Below are 21,646 nucleotides of genomic sequence, written 5' to 3' on the forward strand. Positions count from 1 at the left end.
GTAGACGCCGTGATCAACCGGCATGCCCATGAAACTAGGACACCAGTACTAGCCACGAATGGTAGAGCCTGCTCAGCTCCTTTCAGAAGGACCAGGCCGGATGGTGCCCTGAGTACGGGTGACGCTGCTGCTGGCCATGGCTAAGTCTTCTGTACTGGCCAATCACCCATGTCAGAAGAACAGCTGAAAGCCTTCCTGGAGAAGCTCAAAGCAGACATCAGCCTTCAGGAGAAGCTCAAAGCAGCTGCTGATACTGATGCTGTTGTTGCGATTGCCACAGAAGCTGGATTTAGTATTTCTGCTGATGATTTCAACAAGGCTGAATTAGAAGTTTCTGACAAGGAGATGGAAAATGCGGCCGGCGGGGGGGATTCCTGCGTGGCTGGCTGTGGCGAGCCCCTGAGCCCTTATGGAGACTGTTGTGATTACACTGTCCCAAAAACTCACTATCATTACAGTATACAAAGTGGCGGACGTTGTGATCGCCGCCGATAAACCCGCAATCAGCCTTCAATACCTGGCACGATTGAGCACTCTAATTGTTAGCGAAAGACACTTCAAGGCATTATTGCTATAATCGTTAAAGACTCCCGATAGCTATGTCAGAAGAGCAACTCAAAGCCTTTCTAGAGAAGGTCAAAGGCGACACCAGCCTTCAGGAGAAGCTCAAGGCAGCAGCCTCTCCTGAAGCTGCTATGGACATCGCAAAAGAAGCAGGGTTTTCAATTACCGCAGAAGATATTCAATCGATGCAATCGGAATCGGTTAACGACGAGGAGCTGGAAGGCGTGGCTGGGGGCAAAGGAAATTGTTGCGGGAGAGCTAAAATTACGCTTTTTGTAACGCACAAGTAGTTTTTAAACAAGAGCCTACACACCCGCGAAAGCCCCTGAATTGACAGGGGCTTTTTATTGCTTCAATGGTCGGACTAACCCCATAAATCAGCCTTCAATACCTGGCACTATTGAGCGCAGTTGAGCAGAGATAGTCAGGCTGGTCAAAGCGTTGCCCAACTAGATGTTGACTTAGTTCTGAGCTATTCACCAGAAGCTCACCAGAACTTCTTGGGTGCTGCACCAGAGCTGTGTAGTGGGGTTCACCAGTAGGGCTGTGATCTTGAAGGAGTCGAGGGGGCAACGCCTCCAAACATTCACTCCTTAGAACCATGACACAAGAACAACTCACAGCTTTCCTGGCTAACGCCAAAGGCAACACCAGCCTTCAGGAGCAGCTCAAAGCCGCAGCTGATGCCAATGATGTTGCTGCTATTGCCAAGGAAGCAGGTTTCAGTATCTCTGCTGATGGCCTCAATAAGGCTCAATCAAGACTTTCAGAAAAAGAGCTGGAAGGTGCGGCTGGTGGTGCTGGAGATTGTTTACCATGTTTCATGTCATTCCCATCTTGGTAACTGGGATTTGATGATCGACCTGAGGGATTAATGTGGGGAGCATACTCATCAAAGCCCCTGCAACCGCAGGGGCTTTTTACTTCTTCAACCTCGCCAATAAGCTCATAAATCAGCCTCCAATACCTGGCACGATTGAGCGCAGTTGAGCAGAAATAGTCAGGGCTTAATTAGCAATCAAGTCTGCAATCAACTAACAACTCCGGCCAATACTCGTTCAGCGGCAGCAATCAACTCCGACTCCCTGGCGTCATCCAGCCAGGGCCGCGTGCCACTTGCGGCTGCTTTCCAGCCTCGCTTCCCTGTTGGCTGCGTAGTACTTGCGGTCGTACTCCTTCTGCGCCTCTCTGTTGGCCTCTCGATACTGCTTTGCCGTTGCCTCTCTCCGTGCAGCCTGCTCTGGAGTCTCCAGCCACGCGCCGATGGTGGGCCGACCCACCCCAATCTCGTCAGCTATTTCGGCCTGAGTCCATCCCTGGTCTATTAGCTGTTTAGCTCTGGCTAGTAGCTCGGGTGTTTTCTTGATTTTGCTCATTGACTTTATCCATACCCTTCAATGTATCCAGTGCGATCAGGTCAAAGATTATCGAGAGCCCTTTTTACGTCGTCCGCCGAACCTCGGATTGTGTAATCGAAGGCTTCTGCAACAACCGATGTCGCTTTATTGGTGTACAGCTGGGAATAGGTCTTTCTGAGCTGGTCTACTGAAGTGCTGACAATTGCAGCGATGATGTAATCCTTCTCACTTCCCAGCCGCCTAAACAACCTCTCTACTGTCATGTGCCTAAGCATACGAAATGTCAATAATCCTTCGAGATGTGGGAGCCGTTTACGCAAATACTTCTGCGCTTCTGAAGATAGCAAGTTCCACCGATATAGCTCCTCATTTGTTGGACGCCTATCGAACACCTGTAATACCTTGACTTCATCTGGCACGTTCCACAGCTTCCATACATTCCACATACTTTCATCCTCGTAAATCAATGTCGGGATTGTTTCCGCCTTGACAAGTTTGTTGCGCTTGCTTCTTTTTGAATCGAAATAGTAAAGACTACTGCCAGGGCCTGGGGTTAACTCATGCCTGGGAATTTCCATCGAAAACACTGCATTAGCTCTGACACCAGTGCAGGCAACAACGCGAAACATCCAGGCCGCGTAATCTGGCAGCTGGTCTAATTCCTCCTTCAAAGCCTTGTTAATTGCGTAATAATCACGCATATCAATTTCTCTTTTGATCGGCTGGGGGTTCTCGTAATCAAGAGACTTGGGGACCACTAATGCAATCTGAGCTTCTTCCGCTAGTGCCCTTGCCGCCTGTACTGCAGACCGACGCTCCCTCTTATTGATGTCGGTGTCTTTGATCGCTGCCAGCAACGAATCAGCATTGAGCAGTAACCCACGCTCAGAAAGAAAGCCAGCAACCCTATGTAATGCCCTCGCGTTCGAAGAAGTTGTTTCCTGCCTTAGTCCTTTCGCTTCATTCGTATGCAACGCAGCAATCAGCGTGCGCCGTACTAACCCTGATGGCGGCACATTGGCGGTGGTGGGTTGCTTTACCCCTGTGAGTTGATCAAGCAGGTCCTTCGCTGAATCGCGTGCTTCGAACTCATTGGTTGCCGTCAGCTGCTGAGACCGCGCCTTGCTTCCGTCGTTCCAGAGAAGGCTGTAAACCTCTCTGCCGCCCCTTACAGCCCTTCTGAGCCGTATTCCCGCTATCTGGTCGCCATAGGTGCTCCTTAGGTCACTGGTTGCCGTCGCTAGCCCCGTTAGCTTTGGCATCAGGCGTACCGCTAAAGTACCAAAAGAATAGCCTTAAACCCCAGTAAAGGCCCGCTAGCACACCTGTCAACTACCCATATTTGAGCACTCTCTGCATCAGGCGAATGCCATAGCCAATTTCAAGCTCTTCAGTCAGCAGCAACAGATCAGGTTTCAACTGCTGGACCAGTTGTAACCCTTCATCCTCTGTTGTTGCTCCTCCTACAAGCCGAGGAGCAATAAACGGTGCCAGGCAGATTCCTGTGAGCGCAAGGCGATCACCCATCACCACCACAATCCGGAAGCCATCCAGAAGATCCATGCAGGTCTGGATCGCCTGGGAGATCGTGCGCGACTCAAGCCGAAGTTGCATGCGCTGAGCAGGTGGAAGCTGAACTGCACTTCTGATAGCAGTGAACATCAGTTGTTAATCACAGCCATCCAGCCTCAACAGCAGAATGGTTCGAACTGGATGTCTTCAATGCGTCTTCTCGCCTCACTGTTGGCCCTCTGCTTCGCCCTGTTGCTGCCCGGGCAAGTTCAGGCCAAGACACTGGAAGTTGACATCCACACCATTTCCCAAGACGGAGTCGGTGAGTCGATCGGCACGGTTCTTGCCAGCGACAGCAAGAAAGGACTTGTGATCAAACCCTCCCTAACCAGCCTGAGCGAAGGCGAGCATGGTTTCCATCTGCATGCCGGCTCGTCCTGCCAAGCGCAACTCAATGATGAAAACGTCAGCATCCCAGGGCTTGCAGCCAAAGGACACTGGGATCCCGACAACACCAACACACACGCCGGTCCTTTCGGTGATGGACACCGCGGTGATCTCAGTCGACTGATTGTGAATGCCGACGGCAGCACGACAACCGAAGTTGTGGCACCGCGATTGAGCACAGCTGATCTACGCGGGCGGGCTCTGATCGTGCATGCCGGTGGAGACACCTACAGCGACGTTCCTCCCCTCGGCGGCGGAGGTGCTCGCATCGCTTGCGGTATCGCAGGCTGACTCGTCGACGCTGGCTCAGAAACTGCTCTGGTTTTGTCCAGCGAAACGTCCTTGGTAACTTTCTTCGCCATCGAGAGTCTGGAAGATGAACTGACAGATGGCCGTTCCAGGATGAACCGCGAGCGGAGCCGGGCCGAAATTGCTCATCTCCAGAACCTGCTGGCTGTCAATACCAGGGCCCATGAAAGGAGCGCTGATGTGCACCATTAATCCAAGACGAGCAAAGCGGCTGCGGCCCTCCAGCCATCCACACAGTCCGGGGCCGAGCCTCAGACGCTCTTCGGTAATACCGAGGATGGTTTCGCCTGGCATCATCAGGATGTGTTCGCCTTCTGCGATGTCCACCTTGTCGGTGAACGCGCGGTAGTCGGTGTGTTCATTCACATCGACAACTTCATGCACTTTGCGAAACACCCGGAAACTGCTGGCAAGGGTGAGGTCCACTGATGCAGGACCCACATGCTCAGGAAGGAAGGGTGTGATTGTGATGGCACCACTATCAATCGCCCTCAAGATGGCCTGACGCCCGAGAACCGCCATGAAAACGATGTATGGCCATCCAGGCTATGGACAACTGGGCGCAGCGGCCAGTGCAACAGACAGAAAACGCGTCAGCCGAAAGTTCTTCCGTTCCAACCCAAGGCACTTGCTGGAACATCATCGAAGCTGATGTAGATCCTGTCAGCAGGAATCCCCGTCCGCGCCGTAATCAGCTCAGAGAATGCCGCCGTCATCGCAGGAGGCTGAAGGGAGCCAATTGACTTGATCTCAACCAAAGCGGCGGGAGCGGAGCTGCCGCCGAAGGTCATCGGCACATCGGTTTCGAGCAGTGTCATCACGTAATCCTCAGGTTTGCCGGTCTGCTCGGCCAGCTTGGCTGAAAGCTCAAGCAGCAGCTCGTCGCGATGATCGACAGACGCAAGCGATGTGCGCAGATTGATCAAAGGCATGGGGATCGGTTTATAAATGAATCATTCTTAAACGACTTAGAGCTGCTGAGACTCTCTAAAAGCCTGGAGTTTGTCGATGTCCTTTTCCTGATCAATCGCGTAATCAGTCAGGATTAATGCTTTGCCAATGGTTCCAAGGGCGTACTCGATGCGATCGAGATCTGCACGTCCTCGCTGGTCTGCCCTGGCAGCGCGAATCACGGATGGAGTGAGCTGACCAGCCAAGTGCTCGATCGCTGCAGCAATGGAGCTGGCTTGGCTGAGGGGGTCGCTGGAGCCCACGGGTCAAAAAAATGCTGTTCTAAGCAGATCATGCCAACAGCTGGGGGGAAAGAAACGCTGCTCTCCTGAATCAACGGCTGTGCCAGCGATTCCATACCCGTCGATGCCAGGGCGTCACATCCCTGGGTGGTAAAGGGTCACCGCGTTGGCTTCGATCAAGATGATCCATTTCCTGACGGATCTGCTTCAACACCGGAATCAACAGAACCGCTGCAATCAAACCAACAACAAGCAAGACCGGCAGAAGCGTCACCATCCAGACCGTGACGATCACCAGAGCAGCCCAACGGATCAACTGCTGAAGCCAGCTGGGGCGACTGCGGCCAGGCAGTTGCTTCATACCGTTAGTGGCAGCGCAGTGAGCCTGCCGCTCAGAAAAGCACCGGTGTCTATACCGATGCGGTGCGGCAAACGAGTCACAGCGAAATCACTACAGAAGGTATGGCCATGCACCACTGTGTAGGGCAATCCATGCTCACACTCCAGAAAAGGTGAACGGATCCAGAGCAAATCTTTTTCCAGCTGCTGATCCAGAGGGACACCTGGCCTTACACCTGCATGAACAAAGAGGTATGAGCCCCGAATTGCAGTGAAAGGAAGAGCTTCTAACCAATCGCGATGATCACGGGCGGTAGCAAGGAAGTTTTGATTGCCGCCATTGCGCACCCAAAGCTTGAGGGCCTCACCAGGAAGCTGCTCATCAAGCGCATCAAGCAACATCTGCTCGTGATTGCCACGCAGAACCGTGACAGCCGAAAGTCCATAGGCAGCTGGTTCGGCCTGCAAAGATCGCACCAACTCGATCACCCTGGCGTCACCTTCAGGCTCGGGTGATCGATCAAAAAGATCCCCTAGAAACATCAGTTCAGCCCCGGTATGAAAGTGGGGAAGAAGCGCCAGCATCAATCTGGTGGCACAGCCATGAACATCGCCAACTGCCACAACGGTGGCTGATGCATCAAGAGGAGCAACAGCAGACGTCATCGGTGGTTGCTCCCGTCAAGGGTTTGCCTAGTTAAGCAACGCCTTTCAGCTTCGACAGGTCTTAACGACAACCCAGTGAAAACCGGTGAAGCAGAAACGGGACAAGTACTGCCTTTCAGTTGTATTCGCCGGGAGTTTCACGCTTCGAGACAGTGACACGCCCCACTTTTTGACCAGAAAAGCGCAGCAGTTCATCGCCGGCGAATTCATAGCCACGATCAGCAGCGATCCTGGCCACATCATCAGCAGTAGACGAAGCAAGCACGGCATCTTTCAGATCTGGATCGTTCTGCATCAGAACCAGAAACGCCTTCAAGTGATCAAGAGCCATGGACACAAGCAACGCAGTTGATCATCGCCTGTGGAGGCATACATCGGAAACAGGAAAAAGTTGATAGTCAATGTTCAAACTGAATGTTCAAGCTGAATGTGATGTTTTTGGCATCGACAACCAAAAGATTTAATTAGATTAGCCAAAAGCAATAAACTCAATGAAGCCCGGCCTACTATCAACGAAAAAGTTAAAGAAGAATTTCGAAGAAAGCCTGTTAAACGATAAAATCTACATCGCCATATTGTTGATCTTTAATATTGCCTACATTCTCCCAAAATTCACCGAATCCGCCGACCCCTCAAGCATCCTCATCGCCACGATTCCACCGGCCTTTGTTATTTCAGTTGTGATTACATTTGCTAGAGATCAATACATTAAAAATACTCTCATACGCAGATTGATGGAAGATTCGTATATTCCTTCTGTCTACAAGAGCAATGTCGACCTCAGAGCTCTGCCCAACCCTACCCCTTTAAAAATGGGGAGACCGCAGACCAGGAAATGGTTTGAGCTCAGCATTCTCGACCGAATAAGCACTAAATAAAAAGCAAAATTTCGAAACTTGCCAAAAACAATCCTTTTAAAAGGCTTTAGCGCACAGCACATCAAAATTTAAACCGTAAACGCCTATGGCTCTCAGCTGAGCCTTAACAAAACAAGTAAATGGCTAAATTTCCGCAAACATATGTAAAATTTTTAGTCAGTTCAATCCAACTAGTCTCAAGCCGTAATTCAACCTCCGGTCAGTACTAGAGAAGATCTAGCCGATCAAGCCAGTCACCATATGAGACGGTCAAAAAGCAATAAATCTGCTAAACGATGATTAATGATCAAAAACCGTTCAATGCTCCAGGGTCGATACGAGCACAGAGGCATGGCCTATGTCATTAAAGAAATGACTGGTGGTCCTGGATATCTCGTGCTTGGTTCACCCAAGGGACACCTCAAACAACTCGGTAGAGAATATCCATCACTGAAGGCTGCAGATGCTGCAGCTCGACGCGCGATTGACCAGATGCTTGCAGAAACCCAGTAAAAAGCCCTCCCATATGGAGGGCTTTTTGCGCAGGTGGGCCTGAATATGGTAGAAATACTCAAAGGTAAACTGTGGCTCTCACGCGCCTTTGGGATCAAAAGATCAATCAGCTGTTCATACCCAGCCTCGTAGAGGTAGTGGGAAACGGTCTCTATAGATCCTCGATAAACTCAGCGATCCTGAGCCGGCAATGGCAAGAACCAGGAAAATAAACAGGTAAAGCGCTGAGGTCTCAAATTCATAATTGTGAGCATCAACAACAGCAAATGGAGCACCTTGAAGACCGGTGTCGAGAAGGTGAAAGGTCATGGCGAACAGCATGGTCGACAGTAACCCAATCACGGCAGGACGAGTCGCGATCCCAAAGATGAGAACAACCGATCCGATGATCTGAGTGTAGGCAGCAAGATATGTCCAGAGGACATGATCGAAAGGTAGGAATGAAAAGTACTGATCAACAATAAATGAGGTAAATCCAGCAGGATCCTGCAACTTCTCAAGACCATGGTGAATCATGAGGACACCTGCTGATACACGCAGAATCAGTAAGCACAAGTCAGAGGAAAATTGATTCGACGTTTCTTCACTCATGACTTTCAGGCAAACAAAACTTGATAACTCTACACCTGATCAAAGCCTTTCCGTTGACGACAAAGGCAACAGAAGAAGAAAACGGAATGAGTTGTGCTGGTGAAACCATCCCTAGTCCTCACCAGCCCAACTTGCCTGATTCGAATTGAGAGGAGGAATCTCCATCAATCAAATCAATCCAATCGCGGATAAGCAATCGGCAACACAACCCTGGGGCAATCAAATCGATTGGCCTGAAGTGAATGAGACGAAAACAAGTGTCGCGAGTTGCAGGGTCGTTGTAGCAAAGCGTTGAAAGAGAAGAACCAATCAGAGACTCAAGCACAAAGAGCCATAAACATCTGCAGAGAGTATCAACCGGCACAATGGTGCAAGTCGACATGAACGTAAGTTGATCCGATGAATAACGACAAATTAAAGCAACTTTCCGAGGAATATTTTTTGATTACTCATCCAGATGGGACATGGGAAATTATTCATGGAGACCACATCAGAAAAATCAAGGGTCCTAGCCAGTGACTAGTTGCAAAGATCTCAAAGCAAAGGGAGCATAGTCAGATGTTGCCAACCTTTGTTTGGTCAGGCAAAGACATTGACCGATTGGAGCAATGGTTGTCCAATCGCATCGAACATCTGATTTCCAAAAATCAACCACTGGCCGCATCAGCCTTATTTGATGAGTTCCAACTGGAGCAACGAAGCAATTCCAATCCCTCTCATCCAGACTGACTTTTGATACAATGATGGCATCGTTGCTTGAATAATGACAGTGGAAAGACTCTATGGGGAAGACAAGAAAAAGGCTCTTTCGATCTTTTACGACAATTTTTGCGAAGAAATTGATCAACTCTTTTTCAAGAAATTTCAGGAGCTTTCGGACCTGAATGTTGGAGAAGGCGAAACAACTAGAATTGTCGGACGACTTTTAAATGCTAAAACCAATGTGATCGATCAGATCAGAGGATGATTTTCATCGTGATCCATAAGAGGTTGAAACCTGATAGTCCAAACCTTTGGGTCTGAGAATCAATCAATTGAGTTGACCTAAAATGGAGTTCCCTGGGTTGACAACGGTATGGAAAAGAGCCGCTAAATTAATGAAGGCTTTGAACTGAACGCTTGGAGACTCAAAAGCAAAGCAAAAAATCGTCTGTCTGGACCTGGTTGCTTCAACCCCTTGACAAACTCAAAAGGCGGGTTGCAGTAGTGCCCTCAGTCAACGACACCGTTAGTGCGATGAAAGAGATTGGTGTCGATCTGACAAAAGACGAAGAATAAGGCTTGTACCTGAACACGCTGCTAAATCTTTGAGGTGTGGAGATTGGCATGCCATCGAAACCCCGCAATCGTGTTGGCGAGATCTATGGGCGATTAACCGTGGTTCGAGCCTCCGATCGCCGTACCAAAAGTGGTAATGCCTATTGGTGGTGCCGTTGCAGCTGTGGCAAAGAAAGAGAAGTCCCAAGTGACAAGCTCTCAACAAACACCGCACGCAAAAAGCCCGTAATCACTGCTTGCCTGGTCTGTTCAAGAGAGCTGCAGGTCGAGGGTGTCTGTGCCAAGAACGATCGTGAAGAACGACAGAGACGAGAAGACGCTCAGCGACAACGCGATGCATTGACGGGACAAGTACCGGACAGTTGGCTGCGACTGCCACTGACCGATGCCCATGCTCGCGAACTAGGTCAGGTCTTGTTTTTTCGTGGGATTATTTGCCTACGAGGACATCTGGCCCCCTATCGCATCAATGGCGGCTGTCTGGCATGCGCAGGCCAGAAACCCTCTGCTCACTCAAGCCTGATGCCAATCAACACAGGCTCAGCTGAAAAGCCATCGTGACGGGAGCAAGAAGATGCAAGCTTGTCAGAAGATCAGGACCTGGTCTGCACAATGACATGACTCATCAGCGCCCTCTGGCTATCAAATATTCATAGGTTCAAACGATGATGACAAGATTTGTACTGAGGAACGGCGATGTGTTCGAGTCAGAGAGAGATCCATCTGATTTCGACACCTTCTGCTACGGAACCAATCAAGAGGAACAGACCTGTCATCTCCTCTCGTTCCAATCAGAGATCGCATTCTTGATGGTTTTGGGTGATGACCTCAACCTGAGGTACGAACCAGTTCAAAGCAAAGGTTGAGGCCTTCCTTCATGACGACTTCATCGATAAGCGGTCTGTGTGGTCATAAGAACGCGAGTGGTGCATCGATAGGTAGGACTCGCTAGACAACAGGAATGACTGATCACAACAAACGGCGAGCGCTTGAAGCTCTAATCGAGAGAGCAGCCGAAAACCTCAATCTCACTGAAGAGGAATCAAAGGCTCTGATTGCCCCGATTTCTGAGCAATTCAAGCGACTTGAAGCAGACAACTGAATTACTGAACGCGTTTTTGCTCGAGCTCACGCAAGGATTCATATGCAGCCCAGAGACCTTCTGTGACCGTGCAGCTGCGGCTTTGATCGCAAACTCTGTACTGACCACCACCAAGGGCATCGATGGTAGATCCCTTTGACGTCAAGCAAATGCGACTGGAATGAGCCATTGAGATTCAGCTTCGCAATAATTGGTCTACATCTTCGAAATAACACCAATCAATCAAATGTTAATGATCTAAATTATTCCCTATAATGAAAATCAGCATCCACAAATTTCCACCGATGTAAGATATTTAGTGGCATGGGACGAGCGGGTTACGAAGTGCCCTTTCAAAAAAACGACTGTCCAGAGATCCAGGCGTCAAAAGGTGCAATGGCAGCTTCGGACAAGGCCAGATAGCAAGTCGTAGCCATACCAATCAAAGCAATGCCAACACCAGTCACAATTAGTGACTCGTAAAGTTTCTGAGCGGCCCTTGTCTCAGGACTTGGAAAGACGCGGCGACGGGCCATACCTACTCCTGCATGGAGACATTCTGGCCTCATATCCCATGAAAGAGCAACGCAAAGAAGCAAAGATTTGCAAGTCCCTACCATGTAACCTTCGCTTCACGTTGTAAAGATTACGTTACGTCCAAGAATGAACAGCAGTCCCGCAAGTGGTCCGCATCAATTCGAAGAAGAATTAACAAAGATCTCACAATCAAAAACCTTGACAATCGAGCAGCCTGCTTCTCAATGATGGAGCCCTTTGTGACTCAGTGATGACGGATCAAAGACTGACAATCCTTCTACAAGAAGCGGAAGAGCATCTCCTCAGACAGAGCTGCCGCAGTCGTTATGAAAGGTCGGTTGTACGCCTTCCTGACAGCAGGCGAAACATCTGGCTCAAAGACGACAAGCGCGCAGCCTGATCAACGCTGTTTCCACAGAGGGCACGAGACTGCCACGTCGACAGAGACAAGTGTTTGGTGGCAGCTCAGCAGCTGGTGTCCTCCATGGCCCAGATGATTGCTCTGGGAGACCAACGAGATATCAAGCGGCAGATGCAAAAAACAACCGCCCCAAGCATGGAGCGGTTGTTCCCTCAAACCCAGCGATCCCCATCACCCGGCCCTTTGCACCACATCTTGCGGTGCATGATGGAAATGGTAGTGCTTGGACCACATATATGGAGCCATTAAAGACACCCTTCAGGTTTGAATGAACTATTAACAGTCTTGAAACACTTAGGGGAAACCCCTGCATCTAGCGTCTCGACGGCCTAGTTTTGGAAACCCCATCACCCGGCCTGCCCCAGTGGCAGGCTTTTTTATTGAGAAACACCAGCCATGGTGTGTTTGGCGCGATTCAGCCGAACAAGCCATGAAAGGACATGATTCAAGATCACCAAAAAAAAAAGGCCCAAAGGGCCTTCAGTGGGTGTGAGGAGTTGGAATCTCTGTGAGGAGAACCAACTAACCGAGTTCTAGCAGCTCATCTGTGCCATTCAAGATTCCGGCCTGCCAACAAGTGGCACTGTGCCAGTCAAATGGCTAAAATATTTTTGTGAGGAGAAAAGCTCACGTAGTGGAAACAAGGACACACTCACGTTGAGCTTTACGAACCCCTGCCTTCGGCGGGGGTTTCTTTTTGCTCATCTATGCAACAAGCTGCTTCAGCATGTTCTTCAGCACTCAACGGATGACCCAATGAACGATAAAGAGAATTTGGTTGATCAGGTCTTTGCAAAATATCGCTCCAACTGCAAGAAAATCGGCATCACACCTGCTGAAATCATGCAACAGGCATACCTCCGCCACCTCAAAAGCCTCACAACGGAAGAACTCAAAGCAAAGCTGTGAGGCAGGTCCGAGCAGCAGAGCGCAAAAACAAAATCAAAAGACTGGGTAAATATGCTCAAAACCCAGGTATCAGCAGCATTTTTCACATCCCTCCGTAGTCAAGCCAACGAAGTAACAAAGGAGAACTCGCCAGAATCAGCGTGCATGAAGTTTTGTAATGGACTCGCAGATTCGACAGGTCCTGCAGCGTGAAATCCTGGAACGTTGCAATGAAGAAGAACGGGAAGCTGTTGAAAGATGGTTCAAGAGTTTCCAGGCCATCGGCTTGTCCAAGCTGAACGGCATGTCAGTAGCAAGAGGCACCAGCATGTCTTGTCCTCTTTACTGAGGCATACCCGTTCAGTCGCCAGAAGGAGCTCTTTAAGGCTTTTTTGATGATCGGTGCGGTTATGCACCCTTCAGAGTGTTCAGCGGCTGCGTTAACACTAAGGTCGTCGCGAGGCTTTTTATGGCTATCCAACCGTCTGATCTTGGCGAAGAGTTCATCAAATCAGGCAAACGTCTGATCACTCAGCGATCTTCAGATGAATTGCTTGGACGCGCGATCACATTGCCTGCCGAACAGACTAAAAGTGAAGAACAACAAAGATCCAAACATGCAATGAGGCTTTCCACAACAGATTCGTGCCAACGAATTTCAATCTGAAGATGGCAGCCTTTTCAACTGGAATAGCAATGACGTTATATAAATCATTACTATTCCAGCGCGCCCTCTTTAGAGATAAAAACTTGATCTCAGAATCGCAAGAAATCGCTTAACGCTAATAGATGTGTTGACAACAAAGATCAATGATTTACGTCAAATAAATATTTTATCAACAAAAAGAATGAACAAAATTAGGCCCGCATTCAATAATGCCAGCAAACCACAGAATGAAAGGGTCAACATAATCAAGCCTCTTACGATCTCATGAAGCCAAAAATTGGCAACTCGAAGAGATTGAAAGAGCAAGAATTATTTTTCTTCACGCTCTGCCTGACGCGCACCTATCGCAAGGGCAGCAACAAAAGGGAGAATTGCAATAGCTGTAAGAACTTCCATCAGATCACCATCAACCATCAAGAATTAGGAGAAAATGCATGATCATCAAGCCCACCAAAATGCACAACGAGTAACTTCTCGTTAGTGATGAAACCGTTTTCATCAAGCAATTCAGGGTGCGTAGTTCTTAGACCGGTTCTGTCACTATTTTTGGTTTGATGCCTTAAAGCACGAAACAAAATGCGAAATCCCGACAAAAAGACAAACGCACATGCAGCTGTGTAGACAAGAGGCAAAAATGATGTCAACATAACTAGTTCCTCGCTTTTTTGGCTGAAGGAAGATCTGTGGGCTGTGCCAGCACGTAGACAACTCCAGCCGTAATGACAGTCACAAAGGCAATGAGGCCATAGATGGCAGCGGAATAATCGGTCATCGCACCTGTGTATTTCTGTAAAGAATCATAGGCGCTTTGTAAAGCTGTGTAACCAGGTGTATTTGCTTATCTTCCTGGTCGACCTGAATTCAGCCGAAGAAAGCAAACGTCATCCTCCAACGGCAGCCCGGATCACCCCAACATCAGCGAGGCCGAGAACACGGATGAACACTGCGCTGATCACGCTGTAAGCCACGGCACCAAGCACGGCACTGCGCAGTCCGTCCTTAAGGCGAAAACCATCGATCAAGGCTGAAGCCAAGCCGAAGAGAATCACAGTGATCAACCAATCGAACAACCAACTAACTGGGGCAATCAATCCACCCAGACTGGTCACCGCCCAGGGAAACGCCAGCACAAATTTCAAAGGCAGGATCAGGAGAGTGCCAAGCAATCCAATCGTGACGGCTGAAGTGAGAGCTGCCTGGAACCCAGCCAGTTCAACACCCAGAGGCATCGCCGCCACAAGGAGGAGTACTACAGCACGCACAGGCCATTGCAACAACCAGCCGATCAGGCCCATGGGAACAGTGCAATCAGTACTGAAGGGTAAGTCTGGAGTGAGATTTCAGCAAAATCAGGCTAGAAAACATCATTCAGCTATCCAGAGCAGCTCTCTAAGACTTTTTGCTCGTTTTCAGAGAGCGAGCGCAACAACGGTAAAACCGGTCAATAATGAAACCGTGATTAACCACATGGATGATCAGACCTCAGAGTCCAGCTCACTGGTCGCCCTCAAAAACATCGTGAGACCAACGACAGTGCCGAGAACGATGAACGAAATCATCCGAGAGCTTCAGGATTGAGTATTTGTACGGATCATAAGGGCATTTTGCGTTGATTGGGTGTTGTGGGCGACATCAGGTTTCATCGAGGAAGTCGTCCCACGACCAGTTCTCATCAGCTGATGAGGATTCAACAGAAACAATCCCAACCACAGCATCGCTTGCGAAACCAGATTGATGCCAGAACTGAGAGAACGGAGCTGATGATGACGTCATCAAGCGAAGCAGAATCAATAAGCCCTGAATCTACCTCTTCTAATTCAATTGAGACAGATTCCAGGACAATAGGATTACTATTGAGCGCAGCATCTGGATTGGATCATGCTGTGACAAACAACCTCAGGATGAGGGAAATCAATAAAGCTAAATTAAGGAGTCATGAGGCTAGAGTCTTGTGAGAGACTAACATTCATCCAACGCGATGGGAAAGAAGAACTAACCAAGCAAACAAAGTCTTCAGCAAGAACATCGCATAGACAATTACACTTATCAAAATAATGAGAGAGTGCCTGTTAATGCAAGCAAAGCAAATTTAGAGAATAGCTTTCCAAGAATTTTGTTCGCGCTAATCGTCAAACGATCACAGAATGATCAGCCCCCAACATCAAATGCCGTTAACGTATTGCCGAAAGTCAATGGCAGTAACAATTTAAACCTCGTCGTCTCCCTTGGGGTTGCTCTGTATGAATCCAAATTTCCTAAGCCTTCCAAAGCTAAATTCCTGAGCCTTTTCTCGGTCATGCCTCTGCTTATGACCGAGTTTCAGAACCTTCTCCATAACATTAAGAGTGTCTTCAATTGTTGCCCTTTCTGGCATGCGTTCAAGAATCAGATTGAAGCGGGGAAAGAAGATCTCAGACGCGGCCTCTAATTCTTCAAGAGTGAGCGGGCGATATCCTTGGGCCATTGTTGTCGGTAGAAGAATGTTTATTCAGCCTACTAACGGTATCAACCCCTTACTGGCCAGCAACATGGCGCCACCCTTCATCTGAAGGTGGTGGAATCCCCAGCAGACGCTCGCACACAAGCCAGGCGATGGTGGTGTTCTCGGCATCCGATCTATGCCAACTGTTCTGGTTTTGCTGATCTTCATCTCCATCAGCGCAGCTGGGATCGGCGATGCGCGAATCCTCGAAACAATCAGATTGCATGGCCGCCGCTTGACCTGCGCGATTGTTGGTGCTGCAGTGATAGCTGGTTCAACACTGCTCGATATAGAAGTCGCTAAACCACCTTCGGGTAACACTTTTCGCTCATTCGCGCAGATTCATCAGGCAAGACCTTTGTAGTGACAGGGATCGGAGGAACAAGCACGACTGCTTTCGCTTTTTTGCTCAATTAGTCCTAATCAATTCATGTAGTGCGCATTCAGCAGCGAAACCGAACAATAGCGCAGAAATAATTGGTCTTGAGCCACAAAGAAATCATTGAGTATTTAGCCCTAAGAATTATTGCTTCGCCAAAGTTTTGTGTCACAAAGACTACTCCTCAAAAAAATTACTCCTATAAGTTCAAGGCAGCCGGAGGATTTCAATGAGTTTTACACTCCCTGCCGTCCTAATTGGAGTGACTCTGTATCTGCTGATGCACAGCCTACTGTCGCCCTTAATGCAGTGATGGCATGCAGGGAGAGCTCGCCTCAATCCAAAAGGTTCCCAGAGACTTAATCCAAAAAAACCATGCCGAGGCGTGGCCAGCGACACCAAACAAACCCGAGCGATCGTGCGCAAACCCATCCTCCACTATCGAGCAAGCCAGGCGGTCGCCGGCATAGGCACGCAAGAAAAACCGACGCCGCTAGCTGCAAGCTTTTGCTGAGCGATAGGGCCGATTCAGTGAATCTGATAGTGATTTGTACTCAGAGATGCCCTCGCTTCTTCAACTTGTTTGCTTATTTATCTGCGTTCGCTGACTTTAGGGTGACAACATTCCAACCGTACGTAGCGCAGATGAGAGGTCAGCCCCCGGCACCGGTGTCTTGCCTGAAGTGGGGAATCGACGGTGAGTTGTCGGCACATGACACAGCGCTTCTGATCAACAAGCTTGCCTCGTCTGAACCGTCACGACGAGGCTTCAAGGATCATTTTGAAATGCGTCAACGTGGCAAGGGCATCTGAATAGCCATCGCCAGTGTCAACATCGCAAAGTGAGCATTTAATGAAAGCAACTATGACCAGATATGAATCACCTACAATCGCACCCCAAGGTTTAAGCTACCGGTGAAGCAAAAAATTACAGTTCTCGATGGCACGAGTATTGGGCGTCATAACGGTTGCGTTGGTAGCAGCTGCTGCGAGTGAGCCAGTCCAGGCTAATTTCAAGGACAACATCATCTTCAGCAGCTGCGCCGCAGCCATGCGAAAGGAATATCAGCAGGCCGATAAACAATTACTCCTGAGTCAACTCAACAAAACCTGCAACTGTGTGGTTGAGCAGATCAAAAACCGTAAGAATATCGAACAAGCCAAAGCCTCCTGCATTAATGCAGATCAGCCAATCAGCAGAAACAGGAAGCGACAAACGCTTTAGTTGGGGTTCCGATCCAGTCAATCAACTCGATTATCAACTCATTCAGTGAGGATGGAGACGCAATATTCAGCGCGTGCAGAGCATTATTGAAGAAGGGTGTGACAATTAGGCAGGCTCAGAGCAAATGCTGGCAGAAGACGGTTAGCAATCATTGAACACTCAAAACAAAACTGAACCGGAACCCTTGCGATATTAGTGTTAATTATTGATCAAAATCTGGCCTGTATTATTTACGAATCCATCCTGAAGCTGAAGAATTTTTAAAAATACAACGCATTATCATTATGCTTTTGCAGTCTGAAGTGGAAAGACTGAATCCGGATTGACATAGATTCAGTATCAATAAAGACCATCACCAACCGTATATCAATGGGACGTGTCTCAAACCATCTCAACCTGATTGCACCATTCCTCTACACCGGGCCAGGCGCGTCAACCGACACGACCAGCTCGCTGTACAACAAATTCGGCCTGCAAGGCATCAAGGGCTCCGGTCAGGGAGATAACTATTACATCGTTGGCACAAGCGGTGACAACGGCACGGTTTATTACGGCCCGATCAATCACGCAATGACCGCCAGTGGCAGCGGAAGTGGTGTGTGGACCGTAATGAATGCGATCTTCAACAACGTGAGTCGCAATAACATTGCTGCCACCAGCATTTATGGTGTCAATTCTCGACTAGATGGCAACGTCAACCTGGTTGGCTCCTGGCAAGACAGCAGTGAGACAACAGCTAACCGCAAGCAGAATTATCGGAAGGGTTTTTACTATCAAGGTCCGGTAACTTCCGATCCGGATGCCAGCGATTTCCAAGTCGTCTGGCCGACGAATCCAGACGGAATCAAAGCCACTTTCACTTTTCTGCACAGCGTGAGCGGCGATCTCGCAGTTGGTGGATACGACCTTTTCGATGCGAGCACTGATTCCGAGACGGCAATCCAGGCCTTCCTCTATGACCCTGCCACTGGTCGATGCAACGACATCCCTTACCCAGGGAATTACAAAACCACAACTGCCTATGGCTTATGGCACAACACATCAAGCAGTTACACGATCGCCGGCGGCGCTGCTCTTGATACTCCGTTGGACGCTGACGGCATCGGAGTGGCCACCTTGATTGACTACGACTCCATCACTGGCCAATACAGCAACTTTCGCACCTATTCCTATGGCAACATCGATACCCTTAATGAGCTGCTGATCGACAAGGGCGTGATCAGCTCCGAGCTTGAGAGGGATGACTCGATCGAAACACACTTTGAAGGGATTTATTTCAACGGCAAAGACGAGTACACCCTGCCCGCGACGATCAGCGCTGAAGACGGTTCTATCGGCATTGGAGCCATCGCCAAAGTGAAACGTCTGAAGGAAGGAGGCTTCAGCGACGCGGAATGGACCCTGTTTGATATCCCCGGCAGCGTCCTGAGCACCAATAACTCAGTGTTTGAGGACGCCAACGTAGGCTTTGCGATATATCCATCAGCAGAAGGCGTGGTGAACAGCAGCTATGCGGGCTTACTGATCTGATGAATCAACCCATAAGCGCTTCGACTGCTCAGACCAATCAAGCCTTCTGCATGAAGGAACCATGTCGAGCATGCTTAGGAACTCGAGATTCCAGATTCAGCCACCGTTATTGAATACTCAACTCGGTCATCAGAACAACAGAGGTCGGCATAAAAACGTTCGAGTTCGTCGTAGGCCTCGTCATAGGTGCCGTAGCACCTGCGCGTGAGCTCGTCTTCAACACCGTCGTCGCGAACAACTCTCACCCGCTGGCTTCTAACGTTTGTCACCGCAACTGATCTGTCTAGGAAAAGCGATTCTTGCGCTCAGCGAGCAAACCAGACTGAAGGCTGTGCAAAGAAGAAAAGAGGCATGAAGCAGCGGAGAGTTGATGCCGTGCCGTCAGGCCTGAACGAAGAACAAGTCTCCAAGCAACTGCTGGATGAAACGGTGCTGGCGGGAGATGAATGCCGCGCCCGCAATGACCATCAGATCTGCTTCGGCAGGGCCCGCGAACTCGTCGATGCACACTCCTTCTGCCAGACCAGAAATTGACGCGCTGGCTCTGGCAAGGGGTGGGTGATCAGAACCTTGAAATGGAGCGCATCATCAACCTCCTCAACTGCAGCAGCAGCCATAAGGACGACAGCGCAATCCTTGAGGTGGACGAGGCTTTTCTGCAACTAACGGTGAGCTGAACGCCGACCTACGTTGCCGTGGGGATCTGGCCTACCGATACTGCATGAAAACACTTACGGGATCCATCAAGGAGCGACGAATGGCAGCGAAGCTCTACAACGTCCGCTTTGAAACCGAGGGGGCAGACCTTTTCGTTGAAATGGAGGCGGAGGAGGGTCTCAACCGCCAACACTTGCTGGAACGAGTTGTGGCAATCCTGGAGGACCGTCATGGCATGGAAACCGTCAAAATCGATCAGGGTGAAATGACCAAAGTGGATCACAGCGATGGAGCAGCCCTGCTGTCCTGGCTCTCAATCTCCGGACAAGCCTCGCGACAAGCCCTTGATGACGACGGTCTTGATGAAATCCTCACCTGTCTGGTGTTCATGCTGTTCCCACCCGTTGTGGAAACAAGCGTGCAAGACGAAAACAAGAAGGCCTTAGCCCTGGTTTGAGGCAGGCCTGGCAGCAGCAAAAGCTAGTCACGCACTACCGGCGGCAATTGCAGAAAGGGGCTTTGAGTTGTTCTAGGGACATAGGTATGAGATCTGTTTAGAGGTCATAGAAATGGTCTGAACTACACCCGAACGGAATTTGCTTTTGACAACAGATTTCGTGGTCTCCCAGGCTTCGAGAGTTGCGTTACGCCTGAATACCTGCTTCAAGAGAAAGCAGCTAGGCAACAAGCAGGACGTCGATCATGGCTCCAGTGAACACGCTCCCGCTCTATAAGCAAAGTCACAGGCACTGATGCACCAGATCAATCGGTGAACACGTGAAAAACCAGATGGTGATGGCAACGGAATCATCCCCACCGCAATCTGATCCATGTCTTTCCAGTCAGGCCTGCTCGGCGACGCCATCACACTGATGGGAGCTATTCGCTCAGCGCTCCAAACGTGGTGCAGATCTATGAGGTGAGCGAACAACGTGCCTCAGCAGGGAAGCCAATGATCCCTTTCATACCGAGCTGTTCCAGGCAGCCGCTGCGGATTCGCGCAACGTCTGCCTGAACGACAACAATCAAACAAAAAGCAAGCAAAGAGAAGCTGGTCTTTTTAGGGTTAACGCAGGTAGCGTTCATCTAGCTGAGCCTGATTGATATGACCAAAGAAAAGACTCCTTTCTTTTCTTTCGATGGAGAAATGGGTCGCATTGATTACTGGGGTAGCGCCATCTTCAGATCTTTGATCGCAGGCCTGATCTTCTTCGTTGTTCTTGCCTTGATTTTTAGAGGGTACTTCAGCAGCTCCTACGAAGAATTATCAACTGCAATTACACAATGGACCTCGGATCACGCAGTGCGAGTGTGGCTTCTGGGTGAGATTCTGAACATCTTTCTCTTCCTGCCGATCACCTGGAGAAGGTGGAGAGATCTGGGGCCACGCTTAAAGAAAAACTGGCTCTACATCTCTGTGCTGAGCAGCCTAATGCCTGGATATGAGGTCTTTCCCTTCGTTGGCATGCAATCACTCATCATTACTCTTGGGATCCTGTCGATTTATCCAAACTTCAAACTGCTCTTCTGGCCCGGTAAGCGATACGCAAGCCTGCGACAGAGCGGATAACGTGATCACTGCGGCGCGCAGGTTTTCTATGAGAACAAGCCATTACCAATGGTTAGCTCGCTAGCAATGGAGTTAGAGCGAAGTCGGCATGCAGGAAATTCTGTTGACGGCACAACTGATGGCCTTGAGTGATTTCGACTTCCAAGACTGGGTTGACAGCAGACCGCCGGCTGAACTCTGCCAGGGCTTCAAAGATGGATTGATACCAGAAACGATGCTTCCTGGCGGCCGGGCACAAACCCCATGCAGCAGCTTCAACGGAGACGACCCCATGAATTACGTCGTCGACTGATGCGCACAGTGCATTTGTCAGGCGATGCAGTGCAAGTGATGCAACAACAATGCAAACCGCCTCGCCATGATCACCATGCGACCGTTCAGAGGTGGGCGTTCGCTTGAGACGAACCCGACTACGTATTGCGGAATGCTACGTCGGGTAAGTCCACATTGACGCAGATCCGCCGGGTGGTTCGGAACATCTGAATGACTTAACGAATCTGTCCGACTCATCGCAATCCACGGATGTCACCGGCGAAGCATGTTGCCATGGGTTTCAATCTGCAGCTTGATCAGCTGAGCCAG

Annotated in this window: 37 protein-coding genes; 18 read left to right on the plus strand and 19 right to left on the minus strand. The window is 49.6% G+C overall.

The window, feature by feature from the left end; genetic code table 11:
* Window positions 1-168 precede the first annotated feature (168 nt).
* The 3 genes from DXY31_RS10245 (at window position 169) to DXY31_RS10255 (ending at window position 1,408) form a co-directional block, all read left to right on the plus strand.
* Window positions 169-495 carry a Nif11-like leader peptide family natural product precursor gene (locus DXY31_RS10245; RefSeq protein ID WP_114993686.1) on the plus strand — a complete coding sequence of 109 codons (327 nt, stop codon included), beginning with the start codon at window positions 169-171 and terminating at the stop codon, window positions 493-495.
* Between the two features lie 104 nt (window positions 496-599).
* On the plus strand, window positions 600-854 hold the full coding sequence (locus DXY31_RS10250; protein ID WP_114993687.1) for a Nif11-like leader peptide family natural product precursor: 255 nt from the start codon (window positions 600-602) through the stop codon (window positions 852-854).
* A gap of 311 nt (window positions 855-1,165) precedes the next feature.
* Complete coding sequence (locus DXY31_RS10255) at window positions 1,166-1,408, plus strand: Nif11-like leader peptide family natural product precursor (protein ID WP_114993439.1); 243 nt, start codon at window positions 1,166-1,168, stop codon at window positions 1,406-1,408.
* Window positions 1,409-1,655: 247 nt separating this feature from the next.
* On the opposite strand, the gene DXY31_RS10260 is transcribed toward DXY31_RS10255, so the two are convergent.
* From DXY31_RS10260 to DXY31_RS10270, 3 genes are all read right to left on the minus strand, one after another.
* On the minus strand, window positions 1,656-1,940 hold the full coding sequence (locus DXY31_RS10260) for a helix-turn-helix domain-containing protein (RefSeq protein WP_114993688.1): 285 nt from the start codon (window positions 1,938-1,940) through the stop codon (window positions 1,656-1,658).
* A 41-nt stretch (window positions 1,941-1,981) separates the two neighbouring features.
* Entirely contained in the window at window positions 1,982-3,184 is a 1,203-nt protein-coding gene (locus DXY31_RS10265) for a hypothetical protein (protein ID WP_114993689.1), read from the minus strand.
* Window positions 3,185-3,254: 70 nt separating this feature from the next.
* Window positions 3,255-3,536 carry a hypothetical protein gene (locus tag DXY31_RS10270; protein ID WP_170953655.1) on the minus strand — a complete coding sequence of 94 codons (282 nt, stop codon included), beginning with the start codon at window positions 3,534-3,536 and terminating at the stop codon, window positions 3,255-3,257.
* A 108-nt stretch (window positions 3,537-3,644) separates the two neighbouring features.
* Here DXY31_RS10270 and sodC point away from each other — a divergent pair, with 108 nt between their 5' ends.
* Complete coding sequence (gene sodC / locus DXY31_RS10275; RefSeq protein WP_114993724.1) at window positions 3,645-4,172, plus strand: superoxide dismutase family protein; 528 nt, start codon at window positions 3,645-3,647, stop codon at window positions 4,170-4,172.
* A 15-nt stretch (window positions 4,173-4,187) separates the two neighbouring features.
* Here the strand turns inward: sodC and dcd are convergent, their stop codons facing one another.
* From dcd to DXY31_RS10305, 6 genes are all read right to left on the minus strand, one after another.
* Window positions 4,188-4,712: a dCTP deaminase gene (gene dcd / locus DXY31_RS10280; RefSeq protein WP_114993691.1), complete on the minus strand. Its 525-nt coding sequence runs from the start codon at window positions 4,710-4,712 to the stop codon at window positions 4,188-4,190.
* Window positions 4,713-4,783: 71 nt separating this feature from the next.
* Window positions 4,784-5,122, minus strand: a complete 339-nt coding sequence (locus DXY31_RS10285; protein ID WP_114993692.1) for a phenylpyruvate tautomerase MIF-related protein — start codon at window positions 5,120-5,122, stop codon at window positions 4,784-4,786.
* Between the two features lie 36 nt (window positions 5,123-5,158).
* A complete protein-coding gene (locus DXY31_RS10290) occupies window positions 5,159-5,404 on the minus strand; it encodes a hypothetical protein (RefSeq protein ID WP_114993693.1) in 246 nt (81 codons plus the stop codon).
* A 70-nt stretch (window positions 5,405-5,474) separates the two neighbouring features.
* Window positions 5,475-5,744, minus strand: a complete 270-nt coding sequence (locus tag DXY31_RS10295) for a hypothetical protein (RefSeq protein WP_114993694.1) — start codon at window positions 5,742-5,744, stop codon at window positions 5,475-5,477.
* Window positions 5,741-6,388, minus strand: coding sequence for a metallophosphoesterase family protein (locus tag DXY31_RS10300; protein WP_114993695.1), 648 nt, complete (start codon window positions 6,386-6,388; stop codon window positions 5,741-5,743). Before DXY31_RS10300 ends, DXY31_RS10295 begins: the two co-directional genes overlap by 4 nt.
* A 115-nt stretch (window positions 6,389-6,503) precedes the next feature.
* Complete coding sequence (locus DXY31_RS10305; protein ID WP_114993696.1) at window positions 6,504-6,719, minus strand: Nif11-like leader peptide family natural product precursor; 216 nt, start codon at window positions 6,717-6,719, stop codon at window positions 6,504-6,506.
* Between the two features lie 847 nt (window positions 6,720-7,566).
* Between DXY31_RS10305 and DXY31_RS10315 the strand changes: the two genes are divergently transcribed.
* Window positions 7,567-7,758, plus strand: coding sequence for a hypothetical protein (locus DXY31_RS10315; protein ID WP_137024957.1), 192 nt, complete (start codon window positions 7,567-7,569; stop codon window positions 7,756-7,758).
* A gap of 114 nt (window positions 7,759-7,872) precedes the next feature.
* Here DXY31_RS10315 and DXY31_RS10320 read toward each other — a convergent pair whose 3' ends face one another.
* Window positions 7,873-8,349 carry a DoxX family protein gene (locus tag DXY31_RS10320; RefSeq protein WP_114993699.1) on the minus strand — a complete coding sequence of 159 codons (477 nt, stop codon included), beginning with the start codon at window positions 8,347-8,349 and terminating at the stop codon, window positions 7,873-7,875.
* A 769-nt stretch (window positions 8,350-9,118) separates the two neighbouring features.
* Here DXY31_RS10320 and DXY31_RS10330 point away from each other — a divergent pair.
* The 3 genes from DXY31_RS10330 to DXY31_RS16995 all read left to right on the plus strand — a co-directional run bounded on the left by DXY31_RS10330 (window position 9,119) and on the right by DXY31_RS16995 (window position 10,729).
* A complete protein-coding gene (locus DXY31_RS10330; protein ID WP_206749811.1) occupies window positions 9,119-9,316 on the plus strand; it encodes a hypothetical protein in 198 nt (65 codons plus the stop codon).
* 359 nt (window positions 9,317-9,675) lie between these two features.
* Window positions 9,676-10,188, plus strand: a complete 513-nt coding sequence (locus tag DXY31_RS10335; protein WP_114993725.1) for an early protein (E6) — start codon at window positions 9,676-9,678, stop codon at window positions 10,186-10,188.
* Between the two features lie 400 nt (window positions 10,189-10,588).
* Entirely contained in the window at window positions 10,589-10,729 is a 141-nt protein-coding gene (locus DXY31_RS16995) for a hypothetical protein (protein WP_170953656.1), read from the plus strand.
* Window positions 10,730-11,061: 332 nt separating this feature from the next.
* On the opposite strand, the gene DXY31_RS17410 is transcribed toward DXY31_RS16995, so the two are convergent.
* Window positions 11,062-11,244, minus strand: coding sequence for a hypothetical protein (locus tag DXY31_RS17410; protein WP_137024958.1), 183 nt, complete (start codon window positions 11,242-11,244; stop codon window positions 11,062-11,064).
* A gap of 1,178 nt (window positions 11,245-12,422) precedes the next feature.
* Between DXY31_RS17410 and DXY31_RS17000 the strand changes: the two genes are divergently transcribed.
* From DXY31_RS17000 to DXY31_RS17415, 3 genes are all read left to right on the plus strand, one after another.
* The gene (locus DXY31_RS17000) at window positions 12,423-12,575 is read left to right on the plus strand and encodes a hypothetical protein (protein ID WP_170953657.1); all 153 of its coding nucleotides are present in this window, start codon (window positions 12,423-12,425) and stop codon (window positions 12,573-12,575) included.
* 157 nt (window positions 12,576-12,732) lie between these two features.
* Entirely contained in the window at window positions 12,733-12,903 is a 171-nt protein-coding gene (locus DXY31_RS17005) for a hypothetical protein (protein ID WP_170953658.1), read from the plus strand.
* 120 nt (window positions 12,904-13,023) lie between these two features.
* Window positions 13,024-13,221 (plus strand): hypothetical protein, encoded by a 198-nt coding sequence (locus DXY31_RS17415; RefSeq protein ID WP_114993703.1) that lies wholly within the window; start codon window positions 13,024-13,026, stop codon window positions 13,219-13,221.
* Window positions 13,222-13,634: 413 nt separating this feature from the next.
* On the opposite strand, the gene DXY31_RS10350 is transcribed toward DXY31_RS17415, so the two are convergent.
* From DXY31_RS10350 to DXY31_RS10355, 3 genes are all read right to left on the minus strand, one after another.
* Window positions 13,635-13,868, minus strand: coding sequence for a DUF2973 domain-containing protein (locus tag DXY31_RS10350; protein ID WP_114993704.1), 234 nt, complete (start codon window positions 13,866-13,868; stop codon window positions 13,635-13,637).
* Between the two features lie 2 nt (window positions 13,869-13,870).
* On the minus strand, window positions 13,871-13,993 hold the full coding sequence (locus DXY31_RS17705) for a hypothetical protein (protein ID WP_256359625.1): 123 nt from the start codon (window positions 13,991-13,993) through the stop codon (window positions 13,871-13,873).
* Between the two features lie 109 nt (window positions 13,994-14,102).
* Window positions 14,103-14,516 carry a phage holin family protein gene (locus DXY31_RS10355; RefSeq protein WP_114993705.1) on the minus strand — a complete coding sequence of 138 codons (414 nt, stop codon included), beginning with the start codon at window positions 14,514-14,516 and terminating at the stop codon, window positions 14,103-14,105.
* Between DXY31_RS10355 and DXY31_RS10360 the strand changes: the two genes are divergently transcribed.
* Window positions 14,515-14,799 carry a hypothetical protein gene (locus tag DXY31_RS10360; protein WP_114993706.1) on the plus strand — a complete coding sequence of 95 codons (285 nt, stop codon included), beginning with the start codon at window positions 14,515-14,517 and terminating at the stop codon, window positions 14,797-14,799. The genes DXY31_RS10355 and DXY31_RS10360 overlap by 2 nt on opposite strands.
* A gap of 54 nt (window positions 14,800-14,853) precedes the next feature.
* Here the strand turns inward: DXY31_RS10360 and DXY31_RS17010 are convergent, their stop codons facing one another.
* From DXY31_RS17010 to DXY31_RS17710, 4 genes are all read right to left on the minus strand, one after another.
* Window positions 14,854-14,994 carry a hypothetical protein gene (locus tag DXY31_RS17010; RefSeq protein ID WP_170953659.1) on the minus strand — a complete coding sequence of 47 codons (141 nt, stop codon included), beginning with the start codon at window positions 14,992-14,994 and terminating at the stop codon, window positions 14,854-14,856.
* A gap of 433 nt (window positions 14,995-15,427) precedes the next feature.
* Window positions 15,428-15,685 carry a hypothetical protein gene (locus DXY31_RS10365; protein ID WP_114993707.1) on the minus strand — a complete coding sequence of 86 codons (258 nt, stop codon included), beginning with the start codon at window positions 15,683-15,685 and terminating at the stop codon, window positions 15,428-15,430.
* A gap of 49 nt (window positions 15,686-15,734) precedes the next feature.
* Window positions 15,735-15,929, minus strand: a complete 195-nt coding sequence (locus DXY31_RS10370; RefSeq protein WP_114993708.1) for a hypothetical protein — start codon at window positions 15,927-15,929, stop codon at window positions 15,735-15,737.
* 1,237 nt (window positions 15,930-17,166) lie between these two features.
* Window positions 17,167-17,298: a hypothetical protein gene (locus tag DXY31_RS17710; RefSeq protein WP_256359626.1), complete on the minus strand. Its 132-nt coding sequence runs from the start codon at window positions 17,296-17,298 to the stop codon at window positions 17,167-17,169.
* Window positions 17,299-17,676: 378 nt separating this feature from the next.
* Between DXY31_RS17710 and DXY31_RS10385 the strand changes: the two genes are divergently transcribed.
* Window positions 17,677-18,837 (plus strand): hypothetical protein, encoded by a 1,161-nt coding sequence (locus DXY31_RS10385; RefSeq protein ID WP_114993710.1) that lies wholly within the window; start codon window positions 17,677-17,679, stop codon window positions 18,835-18,837.
* A gap of 74 nt (window positions 18,838-18,911) precedes the next feature.
* Here DXY31_RS10385 and DXY31_RS10390 read toward each other — a convergent pair whose 3' ends face one another.
* On the minus strand, window positions 18,912-19,106 hold the full coding sequence (locus tag DXY31_RS10390; RefSeq protein WP_114993711.1) for a hypothetical protein: 195 nt from the start codon (window positions 19,104-19,106) through the stop codon (window positions 18,912-18,914).
* A gap of 82 nt (window positions 19,107-19,188) precedes the next feature.
* Here DXY31_RS10390 and DXY31_RS10395 point away from each other — a divergent pair, with 82 nt between their 5' ends.
* From DXY31_RS10395 to DXY31_RS10410, 5 genes are all read left to right on the plus strand, one after another.
* The gene (locus tag DXY31_RS10395) at window positions 19,189-19,371 is read left to right on the plus strand and encodes a hypothetical protein (RefSeq protein WP_114993712.1); all 183 of its coding nucleotides are present in this window, start codon (window positions 19,189-19,191) and stop codon (window positions 19,369-19,371) included.
* Window positions 19,368-19,514, plus strand: coding sequence for a hypothetical protein (locus DXY31_RS17020; protein WP_170953660.1), 147 nt, complete (start codon window positions 19,368-19,370; stop codon window positions 19,512-19,514). Before DXY31_RS10395 ends, DXY31_RS17020 begins: the two co-directional genes overlap by 4 nt.
* A gap of 44 nt (window positions 19,515-19,558) precedes the next feature.
* Window positions 19,559-19,951: a hypothetical protein gene (locus DXY31_RS10400; RefSeq protein WP_137024959.1), complete on the plus strand. Its 393-nt coding sequence runs from the start codon at window positions 19,559-19,561 to the stop codon at window positions 19,949-19,951.
* A 648-nt stretch (window positions 19,952-20,599) separates the two neighbouring features.
* Window positions 20,600-21,064 (plus strand): DUF805 domain-containing protein, encoded by a 465-nt coding sequence (locus DXY31_RS10405; protein WP_114993714.1) that lies wholly within the window; start codon window positions 20,600-20,602, stop codon window positions 21,062-21,064.
* Window positions 21,065-21,152: 88 nt separating this feature from the next.
* The gene (locus DXY31_RS10410) at window positions 21,153-21,356 is read left to right on the plus strand and encodes a hypothetical protein (RefSeq protein ID WP_114993715.1); all 204 of its coding nucleotides are present in this window, start codon (window positions 21,153-21,155) and stop codon (window positions 21,354-21,356) included.
* The last annotated feature ends 290 nt before the right edge of the window (window positions 21,357-21,646 follow it).

It is taken from the genome of Synechococcus sp. UW179A (genome assembly GCF_900473965.1).
Lineage (GTDB): Bacteria > Cyanobacteriota > Cyanobacteriia > PCC-6307 > Cyanobiaceae > Synechococcus_C.